This is a genomic window from Paenibacillus harenae (genome assembly GCF_030812415.1).
In the GTDB taxonomy this organism is placed as follows: Bacteria; Bacillota; Bacilli; order Paenibacillales; family Paenibacillaceae; genus Pristimantibacillus; species Pristimantibacillus harenae_A.
In genome coordinates, this window is the sequence record NZ_JAUSST010000008.1 from 156992 (window position 1) to 180530 (window position 23539).

At 48.4% G+C, this 23539-nt stretch carries 24 protein-coding genes; 23 read left to right on the plus strand and 1 reads right to left on the minus strand.

Annotation, left to right across the window (positions count from 1 at the left end; translation table 11 throughout):
• Positions 1-29: 29 nt before the first annotated feature.
• From J2T14_RS26445 to J2T14_RS26485, 9 genes are all read left to right on the plus strand, one after another.
• The gene (locus J2T14_RS26445; protein WP_307475749.1) at positions 30-1478 is read left to right on the plus strand and encodes an FG-GAP repeat domain-containing protein; all 1449 of its coding nucleotides are present in this window, start codon (positions 30-32) and stop codon (positions 1476-1478) included.
• 28 nt (positions 1479-1506) lie between these two features.
• Positions 1507-2340: a response regulator transcription factor gene (locus J2T14_RS26450; protein ID WP_307475751.1), complete on the plus strand. Its 834-nt coding sequence runs from the start codon at positions 1507-1509 to the stop codon at positions 2338-2340.
• Positions 2337-3728 carry a sensor histidine kinase gene (locus J2T14_RS26455; RefSeq protein ID WP_307475753.1) on the plus strand — a complete coding sequence of 464 codons (1392 nt, stop codon included), beginning with the start codon at positions 2337-2339 and terminating at the stop codon, positions 3726-3728. Before J2T14_RS26450 ends, J2T14_RS26455 begins: the two co-directional genes overlap by 4 nt.
• 360 nt (positions 3729-4088) lie before the next feature.
• Complete coding sequence (locus tag J2T14_RS26460) at positions 4089-4910, plus strand: alpha/beta hydrolase (RefSeq protein ID WP_307206355.1); 822 nt, start codon at positions 4089-4091, stop codon at positions 4908-4910.
• A gap of 175 nt (positions 4911-5085) precedes the next feature.
• Positions 5086-6174 (plus strand): DUF3048 domain-containing protein, encoded by a 1089-nt coding sequence (locus J2T14_RS26465; protein ID WP_307475755.1) that lies wholly within the window; start codon positions 5086-5088, stop codon positions 6172-6174.
• Positions 6175-6408: 234 nt separating this feature from the next.
• Positions 6409-7020 (plus strand): DUF47 domain-containing protein, encoded by a 612-nt coding sequence (locus J2T14_RS26470; RefSeq protein ID WP_307475756.1) that lies wholly within the window; start codon positions 6409-6411, stop codon positions 7018-7020.
• A gap of 32 nt (positions 7021-7052) precedes the next feature.
• A complete protein-coding gene (locus J2T14_RS26475; protein ID WP_307475758.1) occupies positions 7053-8051 on the plus strand; it encodes an inorganic phosphate transporter in 999 nt (332 codons plus the stop codon).
• A 219-nt stretch (positions 8052-8270) separates the two neighbouring features.
• Entirely contained in the window at positions 8271-8816 is a 546-nt protein-coding gene (locus tag J2T14_RS26480) for a PadR family transcriptional regulator (RefSeq protein WP_307475761.1), read from the plus strand.
• A 15-nt stretch (positions 8817-8831) separates the two neighbouring features.
• The gene (locus J2T14_RS26485; RefSeq protein ID WP_307475763.1) at positions 8832-9662 is read left to right on the plus strand and encodes a CPBP family intramembrane glutamic endopeptidase; all 831 of its coding nucleotides are present in this window, start codon (positions 8832-8834) and stop codon (positions 9660-9662) included.
• Between the two features lie 114 nt (positions 9663-9776).
• Here J2T14_RS26485 and J2T14_RS26490 read toward each other — a convergent pair whose 3' ends face one another.
• Positions 9777-10388: a tyrosine protein kinase gene (locus tag J2T14_RS26490; RefSeq protein ID WP_307475765.1), complete on the minus strand. Its 612-nt coding sequence runs from the start codon at positions 10386-10388 to the stop codon at positions 9777-9779.
• Positions 10389-10647: 259 nt separating this feature from the next.
• On the opposite strand from J2T14_RS26490, the gene J2T14_RS26495 reads away from it, so the two are divergent.
• From J2T14_RS26495 to J2T14_RS26560, 14 genes are all read left to right on the plus strand, one after another.
• Positions 10648-10938, plus strand: a complete 291-nt coding sequence (locus tag J2T14_RS26495; RefSeq protein WP_020619046.1) for a YerC/YecD family TrpR-related protein — start codon at positions 10648-10650, stop codon at positions 10936-10938.
• A 7-nt stretch (positions 10939-10945) separates the two neighbouring features.
• Entirely contained in the window at positions 10946-11725 is a 780-nt protein-coding gene (locus J2T14_RS26500) for a sirohydrochlorin chelatase (RefSeq protein WP_307475768.1), read from the plus strand.
• A gap of 54 nt (positions 11726-11779) precedes the next feature.
• Positions 11780-12688: a diacylglycerol kinase gene (locus tag J2T14_RS26505; protein ID WP_307476053.1), complete on the plus strand. Its 909-nt coding sequence runs from the start codon at positions 11780-11782 to the stop codon at positions 12686-12688.
• A 111-nt stretch (positions 12689-12799) separates the two neighbouring features.
• Complete coding sequence (gene rlmD, locus J2T14_RS26510; protein WP_307475770.1) at positions 12800-14290, plus strand: 23S rRNA (uracil(1939)-C(5))-methyltransferase RlmD; 1491 nt, start codon at positions 12800-12802, stop codon at positions 14288-14290.
• 280 nt (positions 14291-14570) lie between these two features.
• The gene (locus J2T14_RS26515; RefSeq protein ID WP_307475772.1) at positions 14571-15029 is read left to right on the plus strand and encodes a barstar family protein; all 459 of its coding nucleotides are present in this window, start codon (positions 14571-14573) and stop codon (positions 15027-15029) included.
• Between the two features lie 37 nt (positions 15030-15066).
• Positions 15067-15423: a hypothetical protein gene (locus tag J2T14_RS26520; RefSeq protein WP_307475773.1), complete on the plus strand. Its 357-nt coding sequence runs from the start codon at positions 15067-15069 to the stop codon at positions 15421-15423.
• Between the two features lie 33 nt (positions 15424-15456).
• Positions 15457-15885, plus strand: coding sequence for a hypothetical protein (locus tag J2T14_RS26525; protein ID WP_307475775.1), 429 nt, complete (start codon positions 15457-15459; stop codon positions 15883-15885).
• A gap of 159 nt (positions 15886-16044) precedes the next feature.
• Complete coding sequence (locus J2T14_RS26530) at positions 16045-16683, plus strand: helix-turn-helix domain-containing protein (RefSeq protein WP_307475777.1); 639 nt, start codon at positions 16045-16047, stop codon at positions 16681-16683.
• Between the two features lie 113 nt (positions 16684-16796).
• On the plus strand, positions 16797-17702 hold the full coding sequence (locus J2T14_RS26535; RefSeq protein ID WP_307475779.1) for a hypothetical protein: 906 nt from the start codon (positions 16797-16799) through the stop codon (positions 17700-17702).
• 232 nt (positions 17703-17934) lie between these two features.
• Complete coding sequence (locus tag J2T14_RS26540) at positions 17935-18093, plus strand: hypothetical protein (protein ID WP_307475781.1); 159 nt, start codon at positions 17935-17937, stop codon at positions 18091-18093.
• 14 nt (positions 18094-18107) lie between these two features.
• On the plus strand, positions 18108-19577 hold the full coding sequence (locus J2T14_RS26545; RefSeq protein ID WP_307475783.1) for a recombinase family protein: 1470 nt from the start codon (positions 18108-18110) through the stop codon (positions 19575-19577).
• Between the two features lie 1269 nt (positions 19578-20846).
• On the plus strand, positions 20847-21542 hold the full coding sequence (locus J2T14_RS26550) for a nuclease-related domain-containing protein (RefSeq protein ID WP_307475785.1): 696 nt from the start codon (positions 20847-20849) through the stop codon (positions 21540-21542).
• A gap of 115 nt (positions 21543-21657) precedes the next feature.
• Positions 21658-22023: a hypothetical protein gene (locus tag J2T14_RS26555; RefSeq protein ID WP_307475787.1), complete on the plus strand. Its 366-nt coding sequence runs from the start codon at positions 21658-21660 to the stop codon at positions 22021-22023.
• 56 nt (positions 22024-22079) lie between these two features.
• A complete protein-coding gene (locus tag J2T14_RS26560; protein ID WP_307475789.1) occupies positions 22080-23522 on the plus strand; it encodes a DUF2075 domain-containing protein in 1443 nt (480 codons plus the stop codon).
• Positions 23523-23539 lie beyond the last annotated feature (17 nt).

The window sequence follows — 23539 nt, forward strand, 5'->3', positions numbered from 1 at the left end:
CCGCCATGCAACAGGAGGAGGCAAAACCATTGAACAAGGCTCGCTCATCGCAACGATCCGGGCTGTACGGAAATATAATACGAATAGGCGGCCTTCTCAGTGCCGCCTTGTTCACCCTTATCCTATCCGCAGGTTGCCGCTATACGGCGGCGCCTGCGGATTTGCTGCAGAAGCCGAGGATCGCGGAGGACAAGCAGGTGCTCGTGCGAGCCATCGAGAAGGAGCTGCCCGACTATAGCAAGCTGACGCTGCCGCTAAGAGAGAAGAACATGGAAGCGATTCGCACCCTTGATGTGGATAGCGACGGCGTGAAGGAGGCGATCGTCTCCTTCTACAACGAGTACAGTACGCCGGAGCTGATGGTCCTGAGGCACTCGGACGGGAAGTGGAGGTCGTGGGTCGGGATAGAGCAGCCTATGGCAAGGCAGATTGCTTGGCTCGATATTGTCGATCTTGACGAGGACGGCGTCATGGAGCTGCTGGTCGGCTGGACGGGCGCCTTCGAGAGCTCGAACGTGCTGGAGCTGTATACTTTTCATGGAAAGACGGAACGCAACGATCGCGGGAGCCTCGTATTGAAGCCGCTGGAATCGCTGCCTTATTCTTATGCGGAGACCGGCGATTTGAACGGAGACGGCAAGACCGAGCTTGCGCTCCTGACGGAGTCGCACACGAACCGGGAGATGGAGGAGCCTGCGTTTCAATTGGAGATCTTCAACTTGGGCAATGGCATTTTGAGCAAAATCGTGGAACAACGTTTATTCAGCGACGTCAACGCGTACGATAGGCTGTTGATCGGCCAAATATCGCCCCGGCATAGCGGGATTGTACTCGAAGCATCCACAGGAGCTCACGGCACGTTCACCTCTATGTATGTATGGGAGAAGAGGGGCCTACGGCTCGTATACCCAAGTCCGGATGACCAAGCATCCGGCATAAGCGGAAAGCCGACAATGAGTGATGATGTGAACGAGGACGGCATTATCGAGTTGTCCTGGGTGCGCGAAGCACCGGAGGTTACGGGCGTGCCTTACGTAGATACGGTCTGGATCAACGACTGGGTGCAATGGGACGGGAAGGAAAGCTTCACTCCCGTTATGGAGGAATTTACGGATTCCAGCTACGGGCTGACGATGCGGATTCCCGGGGAATGGTCGGGCAAGTACACGCTGCGCAAGTCGAAGAACGATCCCTATAGCCTAGTGACGATCGATGTGTTGAACCGGTCCGCCAACGAGAAGTCGGAGCTTGCCACGCTGTACGCGGTGCCTCAGAAGGATTGGGAGGCGCTGGAGACGATCTGGAAGGATGAGATGAAATCGTATCGGCAATTGTTCGCGGACAGCGGCAACGTATTCGCGGTTTCCTTCGTGAAGGAAGCTCCGCAAAGCTGGAACGAAACGGAGAAAAACACATTTGGCGAGATGCTGAAGATCGAGGAGCAGATGGCTTCTTATCTGACGATCCGCAATGAATGATTCCTATAAAAGAAGCAGGCGGTGACCTATGCGAATATTGTTGCTGGAGGATGAAGAGTCGATCCGCGGATTCGTGCGCATTAACTTGAAGCGCAACGAGATGGAGGTAACGGAAGCGGAGACGGGCGAAGCCGCGCTTGCGCTCGCGGAAACCGAAGGACCTTTCGACATCGCATTGCTCGACGTGATGCTTCCGACGATTAGCGGCTTCGAGGTATGCGAGCAGCTGCGCAAGCAGTATCCGGGCATGGGCATCATTATGTTGACGGCGAAGTCGCAGGAAGAGGATAAAATATACGGCCTGGAGCTTGGGGCGGATGATTACGTCCAGAAGCCGTTCAGCCCCGGCGAGCTTATCGCGAGAATCAAGTCGCTGTACCGGAGAATGAAGTCCGAGCCGGCTGTGCCGGTGCCGAGCGAAGCCGGTATGACGAACGGCGGGGGCGGCAACACATCAGTGGAACAAAACGAAACTCCGGCTCATGTACATGCTTCTGATGCCGCTGCCTTTACTGCTATTACCGCCACTACCGCTTCCACCTCCGTCGGTCTGGAAATCCGTATTCCTCCGTTCGTCTTATCCGTGCCCGAGCGGAAGCTATGGAAGGAGGATCGCGAGATCATTCTTACGCCAACGGAATGGACGTTAGTAAGGCTGCTCATGGAACGCGAGGGCGCAAGCGTAAGCCGCGATCACATACTAAGCGAAGTATGGGGCAGATATTATGTCGGCGACCTGAAGGTCGTGGACGTCAATATCCGGCGTATTCGGCAGAAGATCGAAACGAATCCGTCCGAGCCCTCTTTCATCGAGACGGTATGGGGCTTCGGTTACCGGTGGAAACGGGGAGTCAGGCAATGAGAAGTGTCAAATCCCGAATGGTATGGAGCTTCCTCCTGCTGATCGTGCTTGTCGTTACGGTGCTCGGCACGACGTTCGCGGCATTGATGTGGAATTATTATTACGGGAGCGCGCATAGCTCGGTTAAGCAGCGGGCAGAGACGGCGCTTGCGCTGCATGGCCGATCGCTCTCCTCGCTTAGCGTGCAGGATCAGGCCGATTACATGCTGCAATATATGATCGAGGGCGGAACGGGGCTGCAGCTGCTCGACAGCACGGGCAAGATCCGCATCGATTCGGATGGGTTCGCCGAAGACATCCGGTATACGACGGGCGACGTGAAGACGGCGATCGCCGGGACGACCGGCAGCTGGCGCGGCGTTGACCCTTATTACGGCGAGCGGGTCATGTCCGTCACGATTCCGCTGTGGAACGAGAAGCGAGTCGTATCGCTGCTTCGGTATTCGGCTTCGATCGAGCAGGTCGATGCGATGGTGAGCTTGCTTATACGGATGGCCGCGGCGGTCGGAACGGCGGTCGTTCTGCTCTTCCTGGGGTTAAGCTTGTTTCTTGCCCAGCGCATTGTAAAGCCGATCCGCGAGCTCACTCGCGCGGCGAGATATATGGCGGAGGGAGATTGGACGCGAAGAGCTACGAAGAGGAATGACGACGAGATCGGCCAATTGGCGGAGACTTTCAATTCGATGGTCGTCGAGCTGAACAAGCGGGAGAAACTGAAGAACAACTTCATTTCTTCGATCTCGCATGAGCTTCGGACGCCGTTAACTTCGATCAAAGGCTGGAGCGAGACGCTCAAGGAAGGCGATCCTACGGACGACGAGGAGTTCAAAATGGGCATGTCGATCATTAGCCGGGAGACGGAGCGGTTGTCCGGTCTTGTGGAAGACCTGCTCGACTTCTCCAAGCTGTCGGCGCGCACGATGGATCTGCATACGGAGGTGCTTGACCTGAGCGGGCCGGTCAAGGAAACGGTGCATCAATTAGCCGTACGCAAAAGCCAGACGGGCGTAAGACTGGTGGCCGAATACGGCAAAAGCCCGATAGTCGTTCACGGCGATGCGAACCGGCTCAAGCAGGTCATTATTAATCTGATCGATAATGCGTTTAAGTTCACGCCTGCCGGCGGGACGATTCGCATAACGACAACCGCTACGGATGACCATGCGCAAGTGACGGTAGCCGATACGGGCTGCGGCATCGACCCGGAAGATCTGCCGCATGTGACGGAAAACTTCTATAAAGCCCATGCGGGGCAGGGCGGTTCGGGTCTCGGGCTCGCGATCTGCAAAGAAATTATCGAGCTTCACGACGGTCAGCTCACGATCGACAGCGAGCTGGGAGCGGGCACGATCGTGACGGTCCGCTTGCCGCTTATACGCGAGACGTAAGCAGGCCCGAGCGGCAAGGCCGTTACTCTTTATAGAACAACTGCTTCCGGTTGTTAAAGACATAGACGATTGCAATAATAACGCCTAGGGTCAGCAGAACCGGAAGCCAATGATTATCCAACCATTCAAGCCATAGCGGCATGAGGAAGCACCTCCTAACGTGTATGAGCATATAGACTGCCTCTTGTTACCTCGCATAGTATCCCCCATATGGATGAAAATATTGATTGCATACGTATGGCCCTGCCACCGGCCAAATCGCATTTGACAGCGGCCATAACGGATGCTATTATAGGTTTACATCAATTCATAGTATACGGGTAGGAATTATTATATATAGGTTATCGGGAGGCAGTCGGCATGGAAAAACCTATCACCTTGAGGCATGACGGGCTGGAGCTCGCCGCAACGCTTCATTATCCGAAGGACGGAAGCCATAAGGAAACGGAGAAGAAGCAAGCGATCATTATATGCCATGGGTTCATTGGCAGCCGCGTCGGCGTCGATCGGCTGTTCGTCAAGGCGGCTCGCGCCTTGGCGGCGCAGGGCTCGTATGTGCTGCGCTTCGATTACGGAGGCTGCGGCGAGAGCGGCGGCGATTACGGCGCGCTTGGTTTCGAGTCGATGATCGATCAGACGCGAACCGCGATCAATTATATCGCCAGCATGGATTGCGTAGATCCGAGGCGGATCGTCCTGCTAGGCCACAGCCTTGGCGGCGCTTTGGCGATCATGACGGCGGTTAGAGACCGCAGAATCAAGCGGCTTGTGCTATGGTCGCCGGTCGCTTATCCGTTCAACGACATCGTGCGCATCGTCGGCCGAAGCAGCTACGATGAAGCGGTCACCTCCGGAAGCTCCGACCATAACGGCTATACGCTTCAACAGGTGTTCTTCGAATCGCTGCTTCAGCATCAGCCGTTCCAGGCGGCGACGAAGTTCGGCGGCGAGGTGCTGCTTGTTCACGGCACGAGCGACGAGCTTATCCCGGTCGACTACAGCTTCCTCTACCAGAAGGTGTTCTGGACGCGCAACGAGGGATTATGCGACAAAGAAATCATTTTTCAAGCGAATCATACGTACTCCAGCCGCAGCCATCAGGAGGAAGCGATCCGCGTTACTTCCGACTGGTTAAGCGGTCTCGACCGCCAGCAGCAGGAGTGGCATAACTGGAGCATATAGGCGCAAGCCGGCAAGCAAACAAGGACCGCAGCCTTCGAGTCGAATCGGAGGGTGACGGTCCTTTTTCGTTTGACGGCACCATATTTTATCGGGACAAGCGGTTCGTTTTGTGATTAAATGGGAGAAAGGTGTAAACGAATTCATCCGATATTCTTCTTCATAAAGGAAGGTGCCCATGAACAAGAAAAGGCGATTCAAGGCAGGATCGGGAGCGGTGGCCAAGACGGCAGCGCTTGCGCTTGTCCTTCTGGCTACAGCATGCAGCGGCGGCAACAAAGCGGTGGAAGGTCCGGTGACGTCGGCTGGGACGGATACGCCGGTCACAACGAGCATACCCGAAACGCCTAAGCCGCTTCCGTATAAGGCTTCGCTGACAGGCATTGCCATGGAGAAGGAAGCAAAGGCGCGGCCGATTGCCGTCATGATCAACAACTTCGCGGCGGCCCGTCCGCAATCGGGGCTCACCAACGCCGACGTTATCTACGAGGTGCTGGCAGAGGGCGGCATTACGCGCTTGATCGCGATTTTTCAAAGCACGGAAGCGATCGCGGATACGGTTGGACCTGTAAGAAGCATCCGGCCTTATTTGATTGATATTGGCGAGAGCTTCGGCAGCGTGCTCGCGCATGCGGGAGGAAGCACGGACGGCTATGCGATTCTGCAGCGGCAGAAGAAGCCTTATTTGGACGAAATATCGAATGCGGGCGGTTCCTTCTGGCGGAGCAAAGAACGCAAAGCGCCTCATAATTTGTATACGAGCCTGGAGAAGCTGCGTGAAGGCGCGGATCAGAAGGGGTATAAAACGGACGTGACCGTACCGACGTATACGTTCGCCGAGAAAGGCTCGTCCGAAACGGGAGTCCCTGCAACGAGCATTGCGATTACGTTCATGATGCAGAACTATAAGGTTGGTTACGAATACGACGCAGCGAGCGGGCAATACAAACGGTCTATCGGCGATAAGCCGCATATCGATATGAATAACGACCAGCAGCTGTCGGCTTCCAATTTAGTCGTGCTCGGCGCCAACCATAAGACGCTCGATAACGAGGGACGGCTCTCGGTCGATCTGGAGCGGGGCGGCTCGGCTATTTTGTTCCAGCAGGGCAAGGCTGTCGAAGCGGATTGGGTGCGCGCTCCGGACGGTATGATTCGAATCGTGAAGAACGGTACGGAGCTTCCTTTCGTGCCCGGCAAAACTTTTTTTCACATCGTGCCTAACAAACCAACGTTCGCGGAGCATGTAACATGGGTACAAAATTAGTTCGTGGGAAACACTGTTATTACAGGTGTGGATCCATGAGCTGCAGTTGCAAGACGGCGGGATCCCCTTGACGGGATTCCGCTGTTTTTGTGTCGAAAATGAAAACTTTAAAACCTTTTCACCAATGTTTACATTCTCTTAACAATTGTCGGCTAAACTGTGATAAGATATTGTGGGTCATAGCAGTGCTTGGCCTAAAACAAACAAACATCAAGTCGGGTAAAGGGGATTACGATGTTCAGGAAAAAAGACATTTTCTTTAAGACGTTCGAAGAAATGGCAGACGCGTTAGTCGAAGCAGTGGAGTATTTCTCGAAGGGCGTATCCGATCTGTCGGACGTTGTCACTTTCGCGAAAACAATGAAGGAATACGAAAGCAAATGCGACAAGTACGTGCATACGATATTGAAGGAACTGAACAAAACGTTCATTACCCCGATCGAGCGCGACGATATCATGGCGCTTACGAAATCGCTTGACGACGTGTTGGACGGAATCGAGGCATGCGCATCCCGCTTCGAAATGTACAACATTCGCGAGAAGGATGAATACATAACGTTGTTCGGCGACATTCTCGTTCGCTCTTCTCACCAGATCAAGAAAGCGATCTACCTGCTGACGGAGAAGAAGCTGCTTGCGATCCGCGAGCCGAATATCGCTTTGAACGAGCTTGAGAATCAAGCCGACGACCTGCTTCGCGTATGTATCAAGAGCCTGTTCGCCAACGTGAAGGATCCGATTGAGCTGATGAAGCGCAAGGAGATTTACGAAATGTTGGAAGAAACGACCGACTTCTGCGAGGATGTTGCCAATACGCTGGAATCGATTATTATGCGTAACAGCTAATAGCTAATCCAAGAGGGTAGGAGTCATTCAATATGGATATGTACGTATTATGGATCGTTGTCTTTCTGGCGCTTGCGTTTGATTTTATAAATGGTTTCCACGATACGGCCAATGCCATCGCCACGACCGTATCGACGCGGGCGCTTAAGCCGCGTATCGCGATTCTTCTGGCGGCGGTCATGAACTTCGTCGGGGCGCTTACGTTCACGGGCGTAGCGGCCACGATCGGCAAGGGCGTAGCCGATCCTTCCAAGCTGGAGCATGGGGTCGAGATCGTTATAGCAGCGTTGCTGTCGGCCATCGCATGGAACTTGATTACTTGGTGGTTCGGCATTCCGTCGTCCTCGTCGCATGCCCTTATCGGCTCCCTGATGGGTGCGGTTATTGCCGGCGCGGGCATCGGCAACGTCAACGCGGAAGGTTTGAAGAAAATCATTACGGCGTTGATCGCATCTCCACTCATCGCCTTTACGGCGGGCTTTATCATCATGTGGATACTGAAGTTAATATTCGCGAAGTCAAGTCCGCATCAGGTGAATAAGGGCTTCCGCTTCGGACAAATCTTAACGGCTGCGTTCCAATCGTTCTCGCACGGCACGAACGATGCGCAGAAGGCGATGGGCATTATCGTATTCGCCCTGGTTGCCGCAGGCATTCAGGACGATATGTCCGTTCCGATGTGGGTCAAGCTGTCGGCAGCGGCAGCTATGGCGCTCGGTACTTCAATCGGCGGCTGGAAGATCATCAAGACGATGGGCACGAAGATTTTCAAAATCGAGCCAATCAACGGCTTCGCCGCGGATATCGGTTCGGCTGCCGTTATTTTAACGGCCACCATGATTCATCTGCCTGTCAGTACGACGCATGTCATTACGTCGTCCATCCTCGGCGTCGGCAGCGCGAAGCGCTTCTCCGCCGTTAAATGGGGCGTCGCGGGCAAAATCGTCATATCGTGGATTATTACGATTCCGATCACGATTCTGATGGCGATGTTGTTCTTCTGGTTGATCGACCTCTTCTTCCTGGCGTAGAGGGGGAGCAGGGTTGGAGTTGCTTTTGATGGTAAATAGCAGTTAGGACTGAGGGCACCATCGTTATCCACATGTGGACAACGATGGTGTTTTTCTTATTTACCGGCTAATTATGCACATATAAACACACATATAAACAGACTATTGACATTACAAATGGAATCCGTCATTATCATATATATCTAGAAGACATATCTATAAGATATAAATGGAGGGCCTATGCAGGATAAAATCATTTTAGGATTGTTATTGGATGGAGATAAATCCTCGTACGAACTGCAAAAAACGATGGAAAAAAGCACGGGTTATTTCTACAATGCGAGCCAAGGCAGCATTCAGCCCGCTTTGAAGAAGCTGATGAGCAGTAGCCATGTCACCTGCTCCGAACAGCATCAAGGGGAAAGAGTCAAGAAGATCTATCGAATCACGGATGAAGGAAAGCAAGCGTTTATTCATTGGGCTTCCCAAGCGATCGAATTAGAAAAACCAAGAGATCCCGCGCTTGTGAAAATGTATTTCTTTAACTATGTGGAACAGGGCCGGAGGATTGAATTGGTCGAGCAGTATTTACAGGAAATCAAATCCGTGATCGCAACGATGACGATCATGAAACAAATGTCGCAAGAGCAGATAGCGAAGCTTCAACAACCTCTGGACACCGGGAAGATCGAAAGCAGAATGGCAACCTTAACATTCGGCTTGGACTATTATACGTTTTTGAATGAGTGGTACGAGAAATACGTCATGCAGTTAAAAAACGAATAAGGCAGGATGATACTCATGAGTGAAAGAGCGAACGATAAAAAAACGCTAAGAAATATCGTTATTTTTTCATTGGTCGTCTTAAGCTGCGGATGGATAGGCCGGCTTGTGGATATGAAGGCCGGTACGGATGACAACGGCAGCCTTGGCATGCTAATTTGGATTGTTTCACCTCTTCTCACCATGGTTATTCTTCGTTCTTTCATGGGAGACGGTTGGAAGGATTTTGGCATTAAGCCAAGCCTGAAGGGGAATAGCTTCGCTTATATGGCGAGCATCCTGTTCTTCCCCATCCTGGCTGCGATTATGATTGTGATCGGACATCAATTGAAGTGGTTGGATGCAGCGAATCTATCATCGTCTTTTCTGGCTGCATTCGGGATGGCCCTTATACCTAGTTTTATCAAAAATATGTTCGAAGAATTCGCTTGGAGAGGTTACCTAGCTCCGAGGCTGTATTCGATGGGATCCAACAGGCTTTTCTTTCATAGCTGCGTCGGACTTGTTTGGGGAGCGTGGCATATCCCATACACCTTTACCATTATGCACACGACCGAGAGTTTGATCACGTTCATCCCGCGCATGTTAATCGGCGTTATTGCTTTATCCGTCGTGTTAGGCGAAATATGGATCATGACACGCAGCGTATGGCCGGCTCTGATCATGCATACGATAGGAAATTCCGTTTTGGATACGTTATTTCTGGGAAACTACCTGGTCGTACCTGACGCTTATGAATACTTGGTCATGCCGACTTCAGGCGTAATCCCGATTGCGTTTACCGCTCTTGCGGGATTGTGGCTGTATAGAAGGAACACAAAGCCGAACACCCCGAGCCGCAGCGCATAACGCGCCAAAGCCGGGGTGTTCTTCACTTAAGAATGGTTACTTATAGTTGCAGCATATCGAATGCCGTGCTTCGTTGGCAAGCCTTGATGGAGCTTGCTGGCGTGGCGCATATGGCTAGCGTGTCAGCGGGCGGCGCTTCTTCGTTCCGCGACGTCTAGGCGTGCCTTTGCCGCCAGCGGCCGATTTCTTGCGGCGTCTCTTGCGCGAAGGCTTCCATTCCAGCGCATCGTCGTCTTCGACTTTGTCGTCGGACGATTTCTTGAAGGAGCCGAGCAGAACTTTCACCAGAGGCGCCATCTGGGAGACGCTGGAGACGACCTTCTGCACCTTCGTCACCGTCGACAGAATGCCGTCAATTCCGCCAATCCGGTCAATGTAGCCTTTAATATCGCTTAAGTTGGAGAGCGAGAAGCCGCCAGTCTTGGTCGTGACCGGCGCAGCCTCGACAAGCTCGCTAAGCGTCGGGTCCTTCGGTATGGCGGGCAGCAGCTCTTGCGTCGTCGGCAATACAATCGGAGCAAGCGGCGGCTCGGCAGGAAGGAGGGCCGACGTCTCCGCATCCATTTTGAACCCGCTGGATTTAAAGCCGCTCGATTTGAACCCGCCTGATTTGTACCCGCTCGAATGGTTCCTGAACGACTGGCTGTGCTGGCTCTGCCCTTGGCGGTAGGTGCCGTGCGTCGGGAACTGCGGGCCCCCGCCACTCGGGTTATTGCGATAATTCACACGGATCACAACCCTTTTTTTTATTAGTCTATGCATAGGCGTTTTGTCGGATTGGACGAATGTCCCGATTGACGAACTTTTTCCATGATATTCGCCCTGTGCTTGTATAGGGGGCGGGCATGCCATGTCCTCCGCGAGCTCTTCCATCCTGTAAAGCGTGAATACGGTAATGTTTGAAAAAAAGGTCCAAAAAAGCTACAATAATAGCGATAGTTCAATATTTCGCGAGATACCTTATAACTAACTGGAGTGAATGCTCATGCAGCTTAAGAAGCTGAACGATAAAGCGATCGACCAATTGTTCGAAGCGGTTCTGACTTTGAAATCGGTCGAGGAATGTTATGTGTTTTTTGACGACTTGTGCACGGTGAACGAGATTCAGTCGCTGTCCCAGCGTCTGGAAGTCGCTCGCATGCTTGGCAAGGGCAGTACATACAATCAGATCGAAGCGGAGACGGGGGCCAGCACGGCAACGATCTCGCGTGTAAAACGGTGTTTGAATTACGGCAATGACGGGTATAAAATGGCATTAGAGCGTCTTGGAAGGTAAGCCCGTTATGAAAGCGGGCATTCTCGTTATTAGTCACGGCTCCAGGGAAGCCAGCTGGGTGGAGCTCGTCGATGCTGCCGTTCGGCAGGCTTCGGCTTCCCCGCTGCTAGCCGACGTGCCTATCGTGTCGTCCTTCCTGGAGATCGTGGAGGGACGGCTTATTCAGGATGGTATCGACGTGCTGGAGCGTGCCGGCGTCACGGATATGCTGGTGCTGCCGCTGTTCGTCTCGTCCGGCAGCACGCATGTGGATGAGATCGGACAGGCATTCGGTCTGCCATGGGTTTCGGATCTCGAAGGCGATCTCGGCACGTTCCGCGTAGAAGCGAAGGTGACGTATGGTTCGCCGATCGACGACGATCCGGAGATTGCCGAGCTGCTGCTGGCTAACATTGCCGAGCTGTCAGAGGCGCCGGAGCGTGAAGCGGTGCTGCTCATCGGGCACGGCAGCAAGGAGAAGGTGTTCCACGAGCGCTGGAAGCATGGACTTTCTTTGCTGGCTGCGCGTCTGGAGGCGCTTGGCGGCTTCGCTCATTCGGAGCATGCGATGCTGCTCCCCGATCAAGCTGCGGCTAAGCTTGCGGCTATGCAGAGCGAGCGTCCGGAGCTGGCGGTGATCGTTGTGCCGCTGTTCTTGAGCCCGGGCTATTTTACAAACCATGTCGTGCCGACTCGTCTTGCAGGCCTTACCTATCGGTACAACGGACGGGCGATGCTGCCGAATCCGGCGATTGAACGATGGCTGACGCGGCAGATGACGAGCTGGCTGGAGAGAATCGTTGATTAATAGGATGAATAGTTAGCTGGATGGGATAGTTAGGGGTGTGAATCAAGTATGAGTATTAAACGGGCAAGGCTCATCTATAACCCGACATCGGGCAGAGAAGAGATGAAGCGGCGTCTTCCGGACATCCTGCAGAGGCTGGAGCAGGGCGGTATCGAGACGAGTTGCCACGCGACGATCGGCGAAGGCGATGCGACGATGGCTGCGGCCGAAGCGGCGGATCGCGGCTACGATATGATTATCGCGGCGGGCGGCGACGGCACGTTGTATGAAGTCATTAACGGTCTGGCGAATAAGCCGAACATTCCTCCGCTGGGCATATTGCCCGTGGGGACGACGAATGATTTTGCCAGAGCGACGGGCATTCCGAAGCATTGGGAGTACGCTTGCGACCTTATCATTCAGCAATATACCCGTCCGATTGACGTGGGCAAGGCGAATGATCGTTACTTTATTAATATCGCCGGCGGCGGCTCGTTAACGGAGCTCACTTACGATGTACCGAGCAAGCTCAAGACGATGGTTGGGCAGCTTGCTTATTATATGAAGGGCATGGAGAAAATGACCCGCCTGCGCCCGACCGAATTGAAGTTCGAAGCGGCCGGCGTCGGGGAGTTCCACGACGAGTTCATGATGTTCCTGATCTGCAACAGCAACTCCGTGGGCGGCTTCGAGCGGCTGGCGCCGGATTCGTTGCTCGATGACGGCTTGCTCGACGTGCTGCTCATCCGCAAGTGCAACCTGGCGGAGTTCATCAAGCTCGTTACGCTCGCGCTGCGAGGGGAGCATCTGAATGATCCTCATGTGATCCACTTCCGGACGAATGAGCTTAAGGTGACGACACCGGATTATGTACAGATCAATCTGGACGGCGAATATGGCGGCGTGCTGCCGTGCACGTTCTCGGTGCTGCCGTCGCGCCTGAATATTTTTGCGGATGAAACAGGCATTTCCACATATCGTTAATAGCTGCGGCTAGTCCCATGACCATGCGAATGGCAATGAGGCTGGCCGTATTGTATGATAGGAGTTAGATTTTCAATAAGGACGGCTATGAAGGCAGAGCGGAGAGATTACATGCGTAAAGGAACGAACAAGGGCGGCAGCCATAACGGTAGATCAAATAGAGGACGCAATGCGGCGGCCGAGAAGGAACGGGCGGATGCGCCGTTCCAGAAGAACGAAGAGGTGACGGTCGATATTATCGGCCTCACCCATGACGGCGAAGGCGTAGGCCGCGCGAACGGCTTCACCCTGTTCATCCAAGGGGCGCTGCCCGGCGAGCGCGTGCGTGCGAAGGTCATGAAGGTGAAGAAGCAGTACGGCTATGCACGTCTGGTAGAATTGCTGGAGAAGAGCGCGGACCGGCAGGAGCCGCCTTGCGATATATTCAAGGAATGCGGCGGTTGTCAGCTGCAGCACTTCGATTATGCAGCGCAGCTGGCATGGAAGCGGCAGCATGTCGTCGATAACCTCGTGCGGATCGGGAAGTTGAATGTGGCTGGTGAGGGAGAGGCGTCGGATGGAATCGTTGTTCATCCTACGGTTGGTATGGACAAGCCTTGGCGCTACCGCAATAAGGCTAGCGTGCCAATCGGCACGCATAACGCGAGCGGCGAGCTGATCGCCGGCTTCTACGCCCGCGGCACCCATCGCATCATCGACATGGACGATTGCCTCATCGAGCACGAGCATAACGACGAGGTTGTCCGCGTCGTCAAGCGAATCGGCCGCGAGCTCGGCGTCACGCCTTACGACGAGGAGACTGGGTGCGGTGTGCTTCGCCACGTCATGGCTCGGACCGGTGTCGTGACCGGAGAGATTATGGTCGTGCTCATAACCAACGTTAAGAAGCTGCCATCGGCAGACCGCTGGATAGAGCGCATCCGCGAGGAGCTGCCAGGCGTGAAGAGCATTGTGCAGAACGTGAACACGCGCGAGACGAACGTTATTTTCGGTGACGAAACTCGCACGCTGTGGGGAAGCGACGTCATCTATGACGAACTGGACGGCATTCGCTTCGCGATCTCCGCGAGATCGTTCTACCAGGTCAATCCGATGCAGACGGTTGAGTTGTACAGAAGAGCCGTAGAATATGCAGGTCTAACGGGCAACGAAGATGTCATCGACGCGTATTGCGGCATCGGGACGATCTCGCTGTTTCTCGCTCGGAAGGCGGGGCGAGTCTACGGTGTAGAGATCGTGCCGGAGGCGATCGAGGATGCTGCCCGGAACGCGAAGCTGAATGGCATCGAGAATGCGATTTTCGAGGCTGGGCCGGCCGAGGTCGTCATTCCTCGATGGCGCGAGGAAGGTATCACCGCAGACGTCATCGTCGTTGATCCCCCGCGCAAGGGCTGTGACCCGGCGCTGTTGGAGACGATCTTGAAGATGCAGCCTGAGCGGGTAGTTTATGTGAGTTGTAATCCTTCGACGTTGGCGAGGGATCTGAGAGTGCTCGAGGATGGCGGGTATCGGACGGTGGAGGTTGTGCCGGTGGATATGTTTCCTCATACGACGCATGTGGAGTGCTGTTCACTATTAGTTTGGAACGGAAATAACGAATGAGAAGTTAATGTGGGATTCCCCTCTCTTCATTGAGAGGGTATTTTTTTTCTTCACAAGGGAGCGGGAGTTGGATGCGATAGGACACTCGGGGGTGGTTTACAGCTAAATGGATGAATCTGTTTGCAATATCGGGTGGAACACATCTTCTCAGCAACCAGACGTAAAAATACAAACGATACGAAAGCAAAATGCCAACATATGGTATAGTATATCTAGGTCATTGTTCTGATGATGATAGGGGGAAAGAAAAGTGCTACGGGAAGTTCTATGGAAGTCGTTGATGATTAACGGTTCTATTGTTATGTTTTGGAGACAAAGCATATTAGAAAAGTACATTGAAAATATAAGAGAAGAAGGATTCGACGTTTATATCTTTGATTGTGAATCATGGGATAAGAACAGTTGTCTTTTGGAAATAGGTAATGCTCTTGATTTCCCAGATTACTACGGAAAAAACCTAGATGCTTTCAATGATTGCCTCTCCGATATTGTCCCTAGTGGTGAAGGCTTTGTGCTTGTTTTCAAGAACTTCGACAAATTCAATGCACGAGATAAAGACACTGCGTATCATGTGCTAGACATTATCCAAAATAATTCTTGGAAATTACTTGTCGGAAATCAAAAGAAGTTGATCGCTTTTTTGCATTCAAGTGACCCTCGATTACATATACAAAATGTTGGAGCATTGACTGTTCTTTGGAACAACGATGAATGGCTTAATAAGAGCAGAGGGGTTTAGACAACGAAACCTTATTATCCAGAATTGAGGTAACAATATGTCCCTATTACCACTTAGAGTACCAGTGGGATTTGCTATTTGTTTTAATAATTTTGTAGATTTAGACCCGATACCATGTAAAACTGGGGACGGTTTTATTGAAAACTGCGAGTATTTTACGGAAGATATTTTGCAAATAGCAATGATGAAAATTGTTGATGGGAATTGGATATTACCAAAGTCCGAAAAACTTATCATTGATTTAGGATGGTATCCAGATAGTCGTATCACTGGTCAATACAGACTGGTACAAGTTAATGAGTCTTGGGAAGTTATAAGGGAGAAATATTCCAAAAATCGTTATGAGATAAGGGATACTATCGAAGATTGGATGAAAAATCCTACTGTTCTATAGACATTTTTTATTAACGTTTTGGTGGTGTGGAACGTGAATATATGGAAATATTCAACTAACGATGATTACTTTGATTTCTTGGATTTTCATGATGCTGTAGTAGAGAAGATTCAAGTATTTGAGAACCAAATTGTTGTAGATATAGAATCGATAAACATACTGGCAGATCATCCACTCAATCCTTATGGGGTGGCTAAGAATACTGATCATTGCAGATTGATATTCGTACATCCAACGTTTAGTGAAGCAACACTTTTCCTTGAAGATAAGATTCCCCAACAAATTGAATGTACTGACTTTAAGGAATTGGAGATTCTCAAATTTGCCCGAAGTAAACAACCCGATGATTATTTGTACGAAATTTTCGGTTCGGATAACCAATTCTGCGAATGGAGGGTAAAAGCAAAAGGTCTTATTCTTTATTGGAATGAATTTGTTGGGGATGCTTGGTTCGTAGGATAGCATAAGAACAATAATCTAGGAGCATGGGGTTACACCTCTGACTATCATGAATTAAAGCCATCTGTGGGCATTCCTACACGTGGCTTTTCTTTTTTCGAAAAAAGTATTTGACATACCGAGTATGCACGGGTATTATGGAGATATAAAGACATACTAAGTATGGCGGTGATGAAAGTGATTGGATTACAGTATATAGCTGATATGTTTCACATGGAGTACAAGACAGTCGCTGAGAAAATTGGTGTCTCTAAGCAAACATTTCAGGATTGGATTAAAGAACGCAGGAAAATACCGCATCAACGATTAGAACAACTCTCAGAATTATTTGGCATCAAGGAATTAGGACTTTTCCAAAAGGAACTTACGGATGCGGAGAAAAGAGACATTCAAATTCTCTATTTCCATATCACAGATGAGTGGGTTGAGGTTGAATATCCTCATGTAGATGAGGATGGGAAAGAAATCATCATTAAGCAACAAGTATCTCAGAATGAAGGAATCATCCGTTATCTTCATGAACGTGACGAAGAAGCGAGGTTCATTGAATGTGTCCAGCAAGTTGTCAGCGATGATTTAGTCGACGGTAACGAGAATAAACGCCTTATAGAACAATTGCTAACAGTCCTCGATAAAGAACCTCATCGCAAGTCCATTGAACTTGTACTGCATTATTTGACGGATTATCAGAGCAACAAGGATTGGGGAGGGATTCACCCCTCTGTAAGCAAGTACGAGCATAATGGCTTTTTCGAAAAACTAGATAATTTACTCAAAGAAAATGGATTGTCCATCGATTAGGAGGTGATAGTGATGCCATACAGCGTCCCGTTCTTATAACATGTCTAATCTCGTCCAAGATTGTAGGTTACATGATCATTTACTAATAACAAAAAGGGGTTTGATAAGAAAAGATGTTTGATACTGTACAACTAAGAGCAAGATTTATTGATCTTGATTCACATTACTTGAATCAACACAATCCGAAGTCATTTACCTCCTATAACAGCAGTACAGGAGAACTCCGTACCACATATAAGGTATATGACGAACTATTGCCATACATCACTTATTATGACGGTAGCCATATGCTTGATGTTCAAGTCTCCATTCCAAAGCTGTTATTTGGGAACAATGTTCAGCAGGTTACAGAAACGGATATTCCAGTATTCTTTGATCGACTTCAAGAGCGACTAGAACAATTATTCTGTGTAAAAATTCCGCACTCTAGTTGGACAGTCATCCGATGTGATGTAAGTTGGAATTTTCAAGTGGGTAATGAAGTTCCCAAGTATGTCAGATTGCTAAGTAAACAGAAATTTGCTTTCAAGAGTACCATAACATACAACCAAGATCAGACAGTCGAATACAGAAACAAAAGTAGCAGAATCATCTTCTACGACAAAGAAGCACAGCTAACCAAGATGAAAGAGCCAGATTATATCATTGAACAGTCAAGAGGTTTACTTCGCTTAGAGATCAAGCCAAGTACCAATGATATGAAGAAGTTTTCTCCAACTAGATTAGCGGTTGAGTTAATTGGGAAGCCGTTCTTTGAATACATGACGGGGAAAGTACTTGGGGAAATTGAGTACCCGACAGAGTTTGATGAACTGGATTTATCGTGGCTACTAGAGAACAGAGTAAACATAGCCCAGATTGAACGAATGCTAGGGTTTCAACGACTACAAGAGATGTTCGATGAACAAACGCTAAGAAAAATATACACTTCTTCAACATATGCCAATCGAAAAACTGAGGCAAAAAAAATGACAATTCCCAGAGGGAACTGTCTCAGTCCATTGACGATTAGCCAATAGATAACACTTCCGTCGATAAGGACACGTTATTTTGCCGATAACGATAAAAAGTCCAAGATCGTGGAATAAATTAAACAAACCTAGTTCTTATTTTACTTAATAATAAAGATAAAGCAACTGCCTTACATTGAATATTATTAGCCCAACGATAACCACTAATCGATAAACATAAGGAAATTACTAAACAAAACATAAAATGCAAGGGGTGTGCTTCGAGAGAGGGAATATTTTGATGAATGTTATTCGTGTGTATAATCCTAATGCAACTGCTTCATTCATGAGCCTATTCATGCCAATTGTAGAAGATCAAATAGGCAAAATTATAGATAAAATCACTAGACAAGAGAATGAAAATGTACCCACATTACCTTCTCATAACCAAGAAAATTAAGGGAGAACATGGTTATGAGATGCGCAATATATTTAAGGGTTTCTACTAATAAGGAAGAACAGAAATCATCCTTGGATAATCAGAGGGATTTATTCTATCGTTACATTGGGGATAAAGGTTGGGACGTGCATGAGTTTTACGTTGATGTTGAGACAGGTACTACTGACAAGAGAGCAAGTTTACAACGCCTCATAAGCGATGCGAAACAACGTAAATTTGATGTTATTCTTGCGAAGGAATTGTCCCGCCTTGCACGTAACGGTAAATTGTCGTATGAAATACGTGATATTGCTCAAACAAATCGTATTCATATTATCACGTTAGATGATGCAGTAAATACCATGGAAGGTCGTTCTGAAAATTTTGGTTTATACGCTTGGCTTTATGAACAAGAATCACAGAGAACATCTGAAAGAATCAAGTCTTCGTTTGCTTCTAAAGCACGTAGGGGGGAGTTTAAGGGGTCTATCCCCCCTTACGGATATAATGTTGTAAGCGGAGTTCTATCTCTACGAGAAGACGATACTCCTATAGTAGTGAGACGAATCTTTCAGTTGTATTTACAGGGTATTGGGTTCGACGCCATTGCAAGAACGCTTACTCGCGAAGGTTATCAAACTCCTTCACAGACGGTAGGAAAAAAGAACGCAGGTATGTATTGGAATGGGTCGACAATAAAGCTGATTCTGACTAACCCTCACTATACTGGTGATTTAGTACAAGGCAGAGAGACGACAATTAGTGTTACTGTCAAAACAAGAGACAAGGTTTCTTTGGATGAGCAAATTGTGATACCCAATACCCACCCAGCTATCATTAGTCGGGAACAATTTCAAATGGTTCAAGATATGATGAATGGACGAAAGAAGAAGCGTCCCAAATGTAAGAAGCACCTTTTCACAAATGTCGCTTTTTGTGCTGATTGTGGTAAAAGTTTGTGGTACATTAAACATCGTGAAGGTTATGTTTGTGGAACGCACTTAAAGCATGGTAAACATGCTTGTGGACAACACACTATTAAAGAAGCCAGACTGATAAGTATTATCTTAGATGATATTCGGGAACTCTCTAGGACGTTAGATGAAACAGCGGTTTTAATTAAGATCAAAGCAACTGCTGAAAAAGAACGAAAGATACGTGAAAAGCAAGTTGCTGAACTAGAGAAAAGAATCATTCGACTCAAAGATTCTAAGAATGCCTTGATAAAAAAACTCGTTGATGGTACTGTCTCGGATTCTGACTACCAAGAATATGTTGCTACTTCAAATCATGAGATACAACAATTACAGGCACAGGTTCAGCAACATAGATTTTCCTCTCAGAGTAATACTCAATTTGACTTAGAGCGATTGAAGAACGAAATACAATCATTCTTAAAGCTAGATGAACTTACCCCAGAAATGCTTCACCAGTTGGTTGAGAAGGTCGAAGTTCAAGCGGATGGAACACCAAAGATATATTATCGATTTACCACTCCAACATGAGCAAGACGCAATGATTTGGATATATCATCGGTCATTTGTTAGTGACCAACATACAACACATATGGAGTGCGTATTATGTTTGAAATATATTTCTATTTCATTGTAAAATACGATTTGATTGCCATTATGGACTATTTGGTGATTTCGTAGCCTTACAGGTTATGTTTTAACAATGACTTAAAAAGTTGTTTTATTTTACATGTCTAGTACTAACAGGAAATGAAACAGCGGCCATCGGGGGGGGGGGGGACGACCGCTGCTGCTATTTGCTTAGTCGATTCTGTCTGGTTCGGGTAGCTCCATGTAGACAGCTTCGATATCTTCGTAACCGTATGCAAGAGCCTTCGCAATGCGATGAGCTCCATCAATTAGGTGATTCCTGTCCGTACTGATGATTATAGGGTAGTTTAGGTCAGCATCGAGCATTTGTTTGAAATGCTTGGCGACATTACGTATGGACGGAACCCGAGCGTCCGGATTACTGCTTCCTTTAAACCAACAGTCATCGTTCAGGCCTGGAATCGAATTAATCTTGACTCTTTTACGTGGGAGTTCCAAAGCCAACGGAAATAGTCTATCCACGTTCCAAGTGTACTTCCTGCCATCAACATTATGAGAATGCCATCCCATCGAATTCAACCTCTCTGTAGTAGGTATGCAATTGCTATTCTAGTATGGATTATATTGGATTGCAAGACCCGTAGAGATGGTCTTCTGAAAGTTATTTACTTACTGCACATGTTAACCAACTTGGCTATATCATACTAGATGTTTTCGAAAATGAATTTCTTATGGTTTCACCTTCGAGCATGAGTGACTCAGCGAAGTTTTTAAAGTACTACGACACAGCATACTATGATAGTGTAATTTTGAACCCAAAAACAATCACGGAAGCAAATTTTGAGCGTTAGTTTGATGCTGCTTATTTTTACATGTTTCCAAGTGTAAACTTCTGCTCCGCCACTAGAAACGATTTGGATAGCCAAGTACATTAAAAGCATTAATTGAGGCATTATCAGTGAGAGTCCCTTACGGGATATGCTCTTGGTAATGCCTTTTTTTTGTTGAGGCTTCTTAATATGCCAAAGGCGTTTATGTATCGCATGGGTACTCTATTGGAGCACAAACAGGGAAATCCTTGTACCAATGAATGAACTCAATTAACGATAATTGCCCCCCTTTTATTCAAGTTTCTTCATATGAGCAGGACTTCCGACTTAATTTGTCGAATTATACCAAAACAAATGACAGTATCGAAGGAGTTCCAGCATGCTTAAAAAATTGATGACGTTATTCCAATCTAAAAAAGCAAAACCGGAGTCAAAAGCATCTCCTCGTAAAAAGCCATCCAAACCGAAAGTAGAGGCCACCCGTATCGGGGAGTTGGGTGAGCATAAAATCAATATCCAACTGGATCAGCTGTCGAAGGAATGCCAGCATTTAAACGATCTGCTTATTCCAAATTCCAAATCGCGCACTGGGTACTCCCAAATCGATCACCTGATCGTTACCCCATATGGCATATTCGTCATTGAAACCAAAAACTACAATGGCGAGATCAAAGGGGCGCGCGAGGATCGGAATTGGAGCGTAAGCAACCGATTTAAAATGTATAACCCGTTGATGCAGAACTATGGCCATATTAAAGCGGTGGAGCAGCAACTGGCTGATATTCCAAACGTCATCTACATTTCTATGATTTCCTTCACAATGCGGTGCAGATTCAGCATCGATCCTGAGCTGAGAAAGATCGGCTCGGACGAGCTTATCGTATACGACGTGGAACTTACCGAATTTATTGAGCGAAAACTGACTAGACTCAAAGCAGAGAACCCTTCTCCGCGGTTTACGGACGATGAAGTTAGGAATATTAAAGAAAGGCTGGCTGTGCTTAATATCTCAGACCCAACTGTAAGGGATCAACATATTGAGAGGGCGAAAGCTTCAAAAGCAAACTCGAAATAGAGTGCTATCCCTGTACGAGATCATATCTGCGCCAACAGTCCTCAGCCAATCGCTATCGCGACATATGTTTCGTTTGAAATGCAGATAGAAACATTCTTACATAAGAAGGTGCCCAATGATTGTATACAGCAGCTCTGTTGCCGACTTTAAAGAGGCAGTGGACGAGAATAAAATTGCCGTTAATATCGAAACCGCATTTATCGAAAAGTTAGGAAAGCGACCATCCGTTTCGGAATGGCGCTCTTGGAATAATTCCATGCAGTTCATGGAGCGGATTATTCGCAACTCGAAAGTTGCCGACGACTGTGGGGTTATGATCGAATACAATATTCCGGCTACAAGCAAACGGATTGACTTTATCATCGCCGGTCAGGACGATAAGCAGAACCGAAATTTCATTATTGTTGAGCTCAAGCAGTGGGAAGAAGCATGGTCGACGGAAAAAGAAGATATAGTCAAACATCGATTAACGGCGGCGTGAGAGAAACGACCCATCCGTCCTATCAAGCATGGTCCTATAGACAATTCATCGTCGACATGAATACCGCCGTTTATAACCAGGATGTCACAGCGCACTCCGTGGCTTTTTTACATAATTATCGCGAAAAAAATCCGGAGCCTCTCAAATCGGAGCAGTATGAGAAAACGATCGCGGAGGCACCTCTATTCTTATCCCATGAAACGAAGAAGCTGCAAGAGTTCATTTTCAAATATGTTGGCAAGGGCAAAGGAATGCAACTCTTATATGAAATAGAAAACGGAAAAATTACGCCTTCTAAATCGTTGGTAGATCATATCAATGCTTTGTTTGAGGGGAACTCGGATTTTGTCCTGCTCGACGAGCAGAAAGTTGCCTATGAAACAATCGTAGCACTAGCTAAGAAACAGGACAAAAAAAGGACGATCATCATCAAGGGCGGCCCTGGTACAGGGAAATCCGTTATTTCTATGAATGCGCTTGGTGGCTTGCTCCGTCATAGCTTGAATGCCAAATTCGTTGCGCCTAACTCTTCTTTTCGGAATGTGATGGTAGAGATGCTGACGAAACAAAGCTCTAGATCGAAGATGAGAACGAAGAGCTTATTTATGGGGTCAGGCAGCTTTGTTGAATCGGAGACCGATCAATTCGATGTCCTAATCGTAGATGAAGCGCATCGCCTGAAGGGTAAAGGCGCCTATATGTATATGGGACAAAATCAGATTGAGGATATTGTCAAAAGCGCAAAAACGAGTGTGTTTTTCATAGATGATCTTCAGAGAATCCGTCCAGACGATATTGGTACGGTAGAGGAAGTTAAGAGAATTGCCAAGAAGCTTGGCTCTGAAATCTATGAATACTCATTACACGCTCAATTCAGGTGCGCGGGAGCAGAAGGCTACTTAAATTGGGTTGATGATGTCCTAGGCATACAGAACACAGGTAATTTCAACGGGTGGGATAAGGAGTTTTTCGATTTCCGGATTGTAGATACGCCACATCGTTTGTATGATCTTATTAAAGATAAACAAGGTAATGGACACAAAGCACGTCTATTAGCCGGATATGCATGGAGTTGGACACCAGCAAAGCAAGGTAATGCGAATGGACAGATCGAGGATGTAATATTGGAAGAGCATGACTTTAATATGCCTTGGAATGGCAATGCGATTCGCGAGTCATGGGCGATCCATCCTGATGGTATCGATCAGGTTGGCTGCGTTCATACGACGCAAGGGCTGGAGTTTGATTATGTCGGCGTCATCATCGGGAACGACCTGAGGTACGATGCTGCTACAGGTACGTTATATTCTGATTACAAAGACTACAAAGACAAAACAGGGAAAAAAGGGCTGAAGGACGATCCAGTCAGGCTTAATGCTCTTATCAAGAATATTTACAAAATTCTGATGTCCAGAGGAATGAAGGGCTGTTATATCTATTGCAGAGATCAATCGCTTCAAGAATACTTGATGAGGCGACTAGCAAAAACGACGGAATAGAAGGGGTATCAGTCCTT

What these genes read in the sequence shown, in the direction of transcription:
- J2T14_RS26470 (WP_307475756.1), top strand. Translation starts at nt 6,409, where the DNA reads ATGTTCAGGAAAAAAGACATTTTCTTTAAGACGTTCGAAGAAATGGCA.
- J2T14_RS26555 (WP_307475787.1), top strand. Translation starts at nt 21,658, where the DNA reads ATGATTGTATACAGCAGCTCTGTTGCCGACTTTAAAGAGGCAGTGGAC.
- J2T14_RS26530 (WP_307475777.1), top strand. Translation starts at nt 16,045, where the DNA reads ATGGCGGTGATGAAAGTGATTGGATTACAGTATATAGCTGATATGTTT.
- J2T14_RS26535 (WP_307475779.1), top strand. Translation starts at nt 16,797, where the DNA reads ATGTTTGATACTGTACAACTAAGAGCAAGATTTATTGATCTTGATTCA.
- J2T14_RS26560 (WP_307475789.1), top strand. Translation starts at nt 22,080, where the DNA reads ATGAATACCGCCGTTTATAACCAGGATGTCACAGCGCACTCCGTGGCT.
- J2T14_RS26450 (WP_307475751.1), top strand. Translation starts at nt 1,507, where the DNA reads ATGCGAATATTGTTGCTGGAGGATGAAGAGTCGATCCGCGGATTCGTG.
- J2T14_RS26540 (WP_307475781.1), top strand. Translation starts at nt 17,935, where the DNA reads ATGAATGTTATTCGTGTGTATAATCCTAATGCAACTGCTTCATTCATG.
- J2T14_RS26475 (WP_307475758.1), top strand. Translation starts at nt 7,053, where the DNA reads ATGGATATGTACGTATTATGGATCGTTGTCTTTCTGGCGCTTGCGTTT.
- J2T14_RS26465 (WP_307475755.1), top strand. Translation starts at nt 5,086, where the DNA reads ATGAACAAGAAAAGGCGATTCAAGGCAGGATCGGGAGCGGTGGCCAAG.
- J2T14_RS26460 (WP_307206355.1), top strand. Translation starts at nt 4,089, where the DNA reads ATGGAAAAACCTATCACCTTGAGGCATGACGGGCTGGAGCTCGCCGCA.
- J2T14_RS26480 (WP_307475761.1), top strand. Translation starts at nt 8,271, where the DNA reads ATGCAGGATAAAATCATTTTAGGATTGTTATTGGATGGAGATAAATCC.
- J2T14_RS26500 (WP_307475768.1), top strand. Translation starts at nt 10,946, where the DNA reads ATGAAAGCGGGCATTCTCGTTATTAGTCACGGCTCCAGGGAAGCCAGC.
- J2T14_RS26495 (WP_020619046.1), top strand. Translation starts at nt 10,648, where the DNA reads ATGCAGCTTAAGAAGCTGAACGATAAAGCGATCGACCAATTGTTCGAA.
- J2T14_RS26515 (WP_307475772.1), top strand. Translation starts at nt 14,571, where the DNA reads ATGATTAACGGTTCTATTGTTATGTTTTGGAGACAAAGCATATTAGAA.
- J2T14_RS26455 (WP_307475753.1), top strand. Translation starts at nt 2,337, where the DNA reads ATGAGAAGTGTCAAATCCCGAATGGTATGGAGCTTCCTCCTGCTGATC.
- J2T14_RS26520 (WP_307475773.1), top strand. Translation starts at nt 15,067, where the DNA reads ATGTCCCTATTACCACTTAGAGTACCAGTGGGATTTGCTATTTGTTTT.
- rlmD (WP_307475770.1), top strand. Translation starts at nt 12,800, where the DNA reads ATGCGTAAAGGAACGAACAAGGGCGGCAGCCATAACGGTAGATCAAAT.
- J2T14_RS26545 (WP_307475783.1), top strand. Translation starts at nt 18,108, where the DNA reads ATGAGATGCGCAATATATTTAAGGGTTTCTACTAATAAGGAAGAACAG.
- J2T14_RS26485 (WP_307475763.1), top strand. Translation starts at nt 8,832, where the DNA reads ATGAGTGAAAGAGCGAACGATAAAAAAACGCTAAGAAATATCGTTATT.
- J2T14_RS26550 (WP_307475785.1), top strand. Translation starts at nt 20,847, where the DNA reads ATGCTTAAAAAATTGATGACGTTATTCCAATCTAAAAAAGCAAAACCG.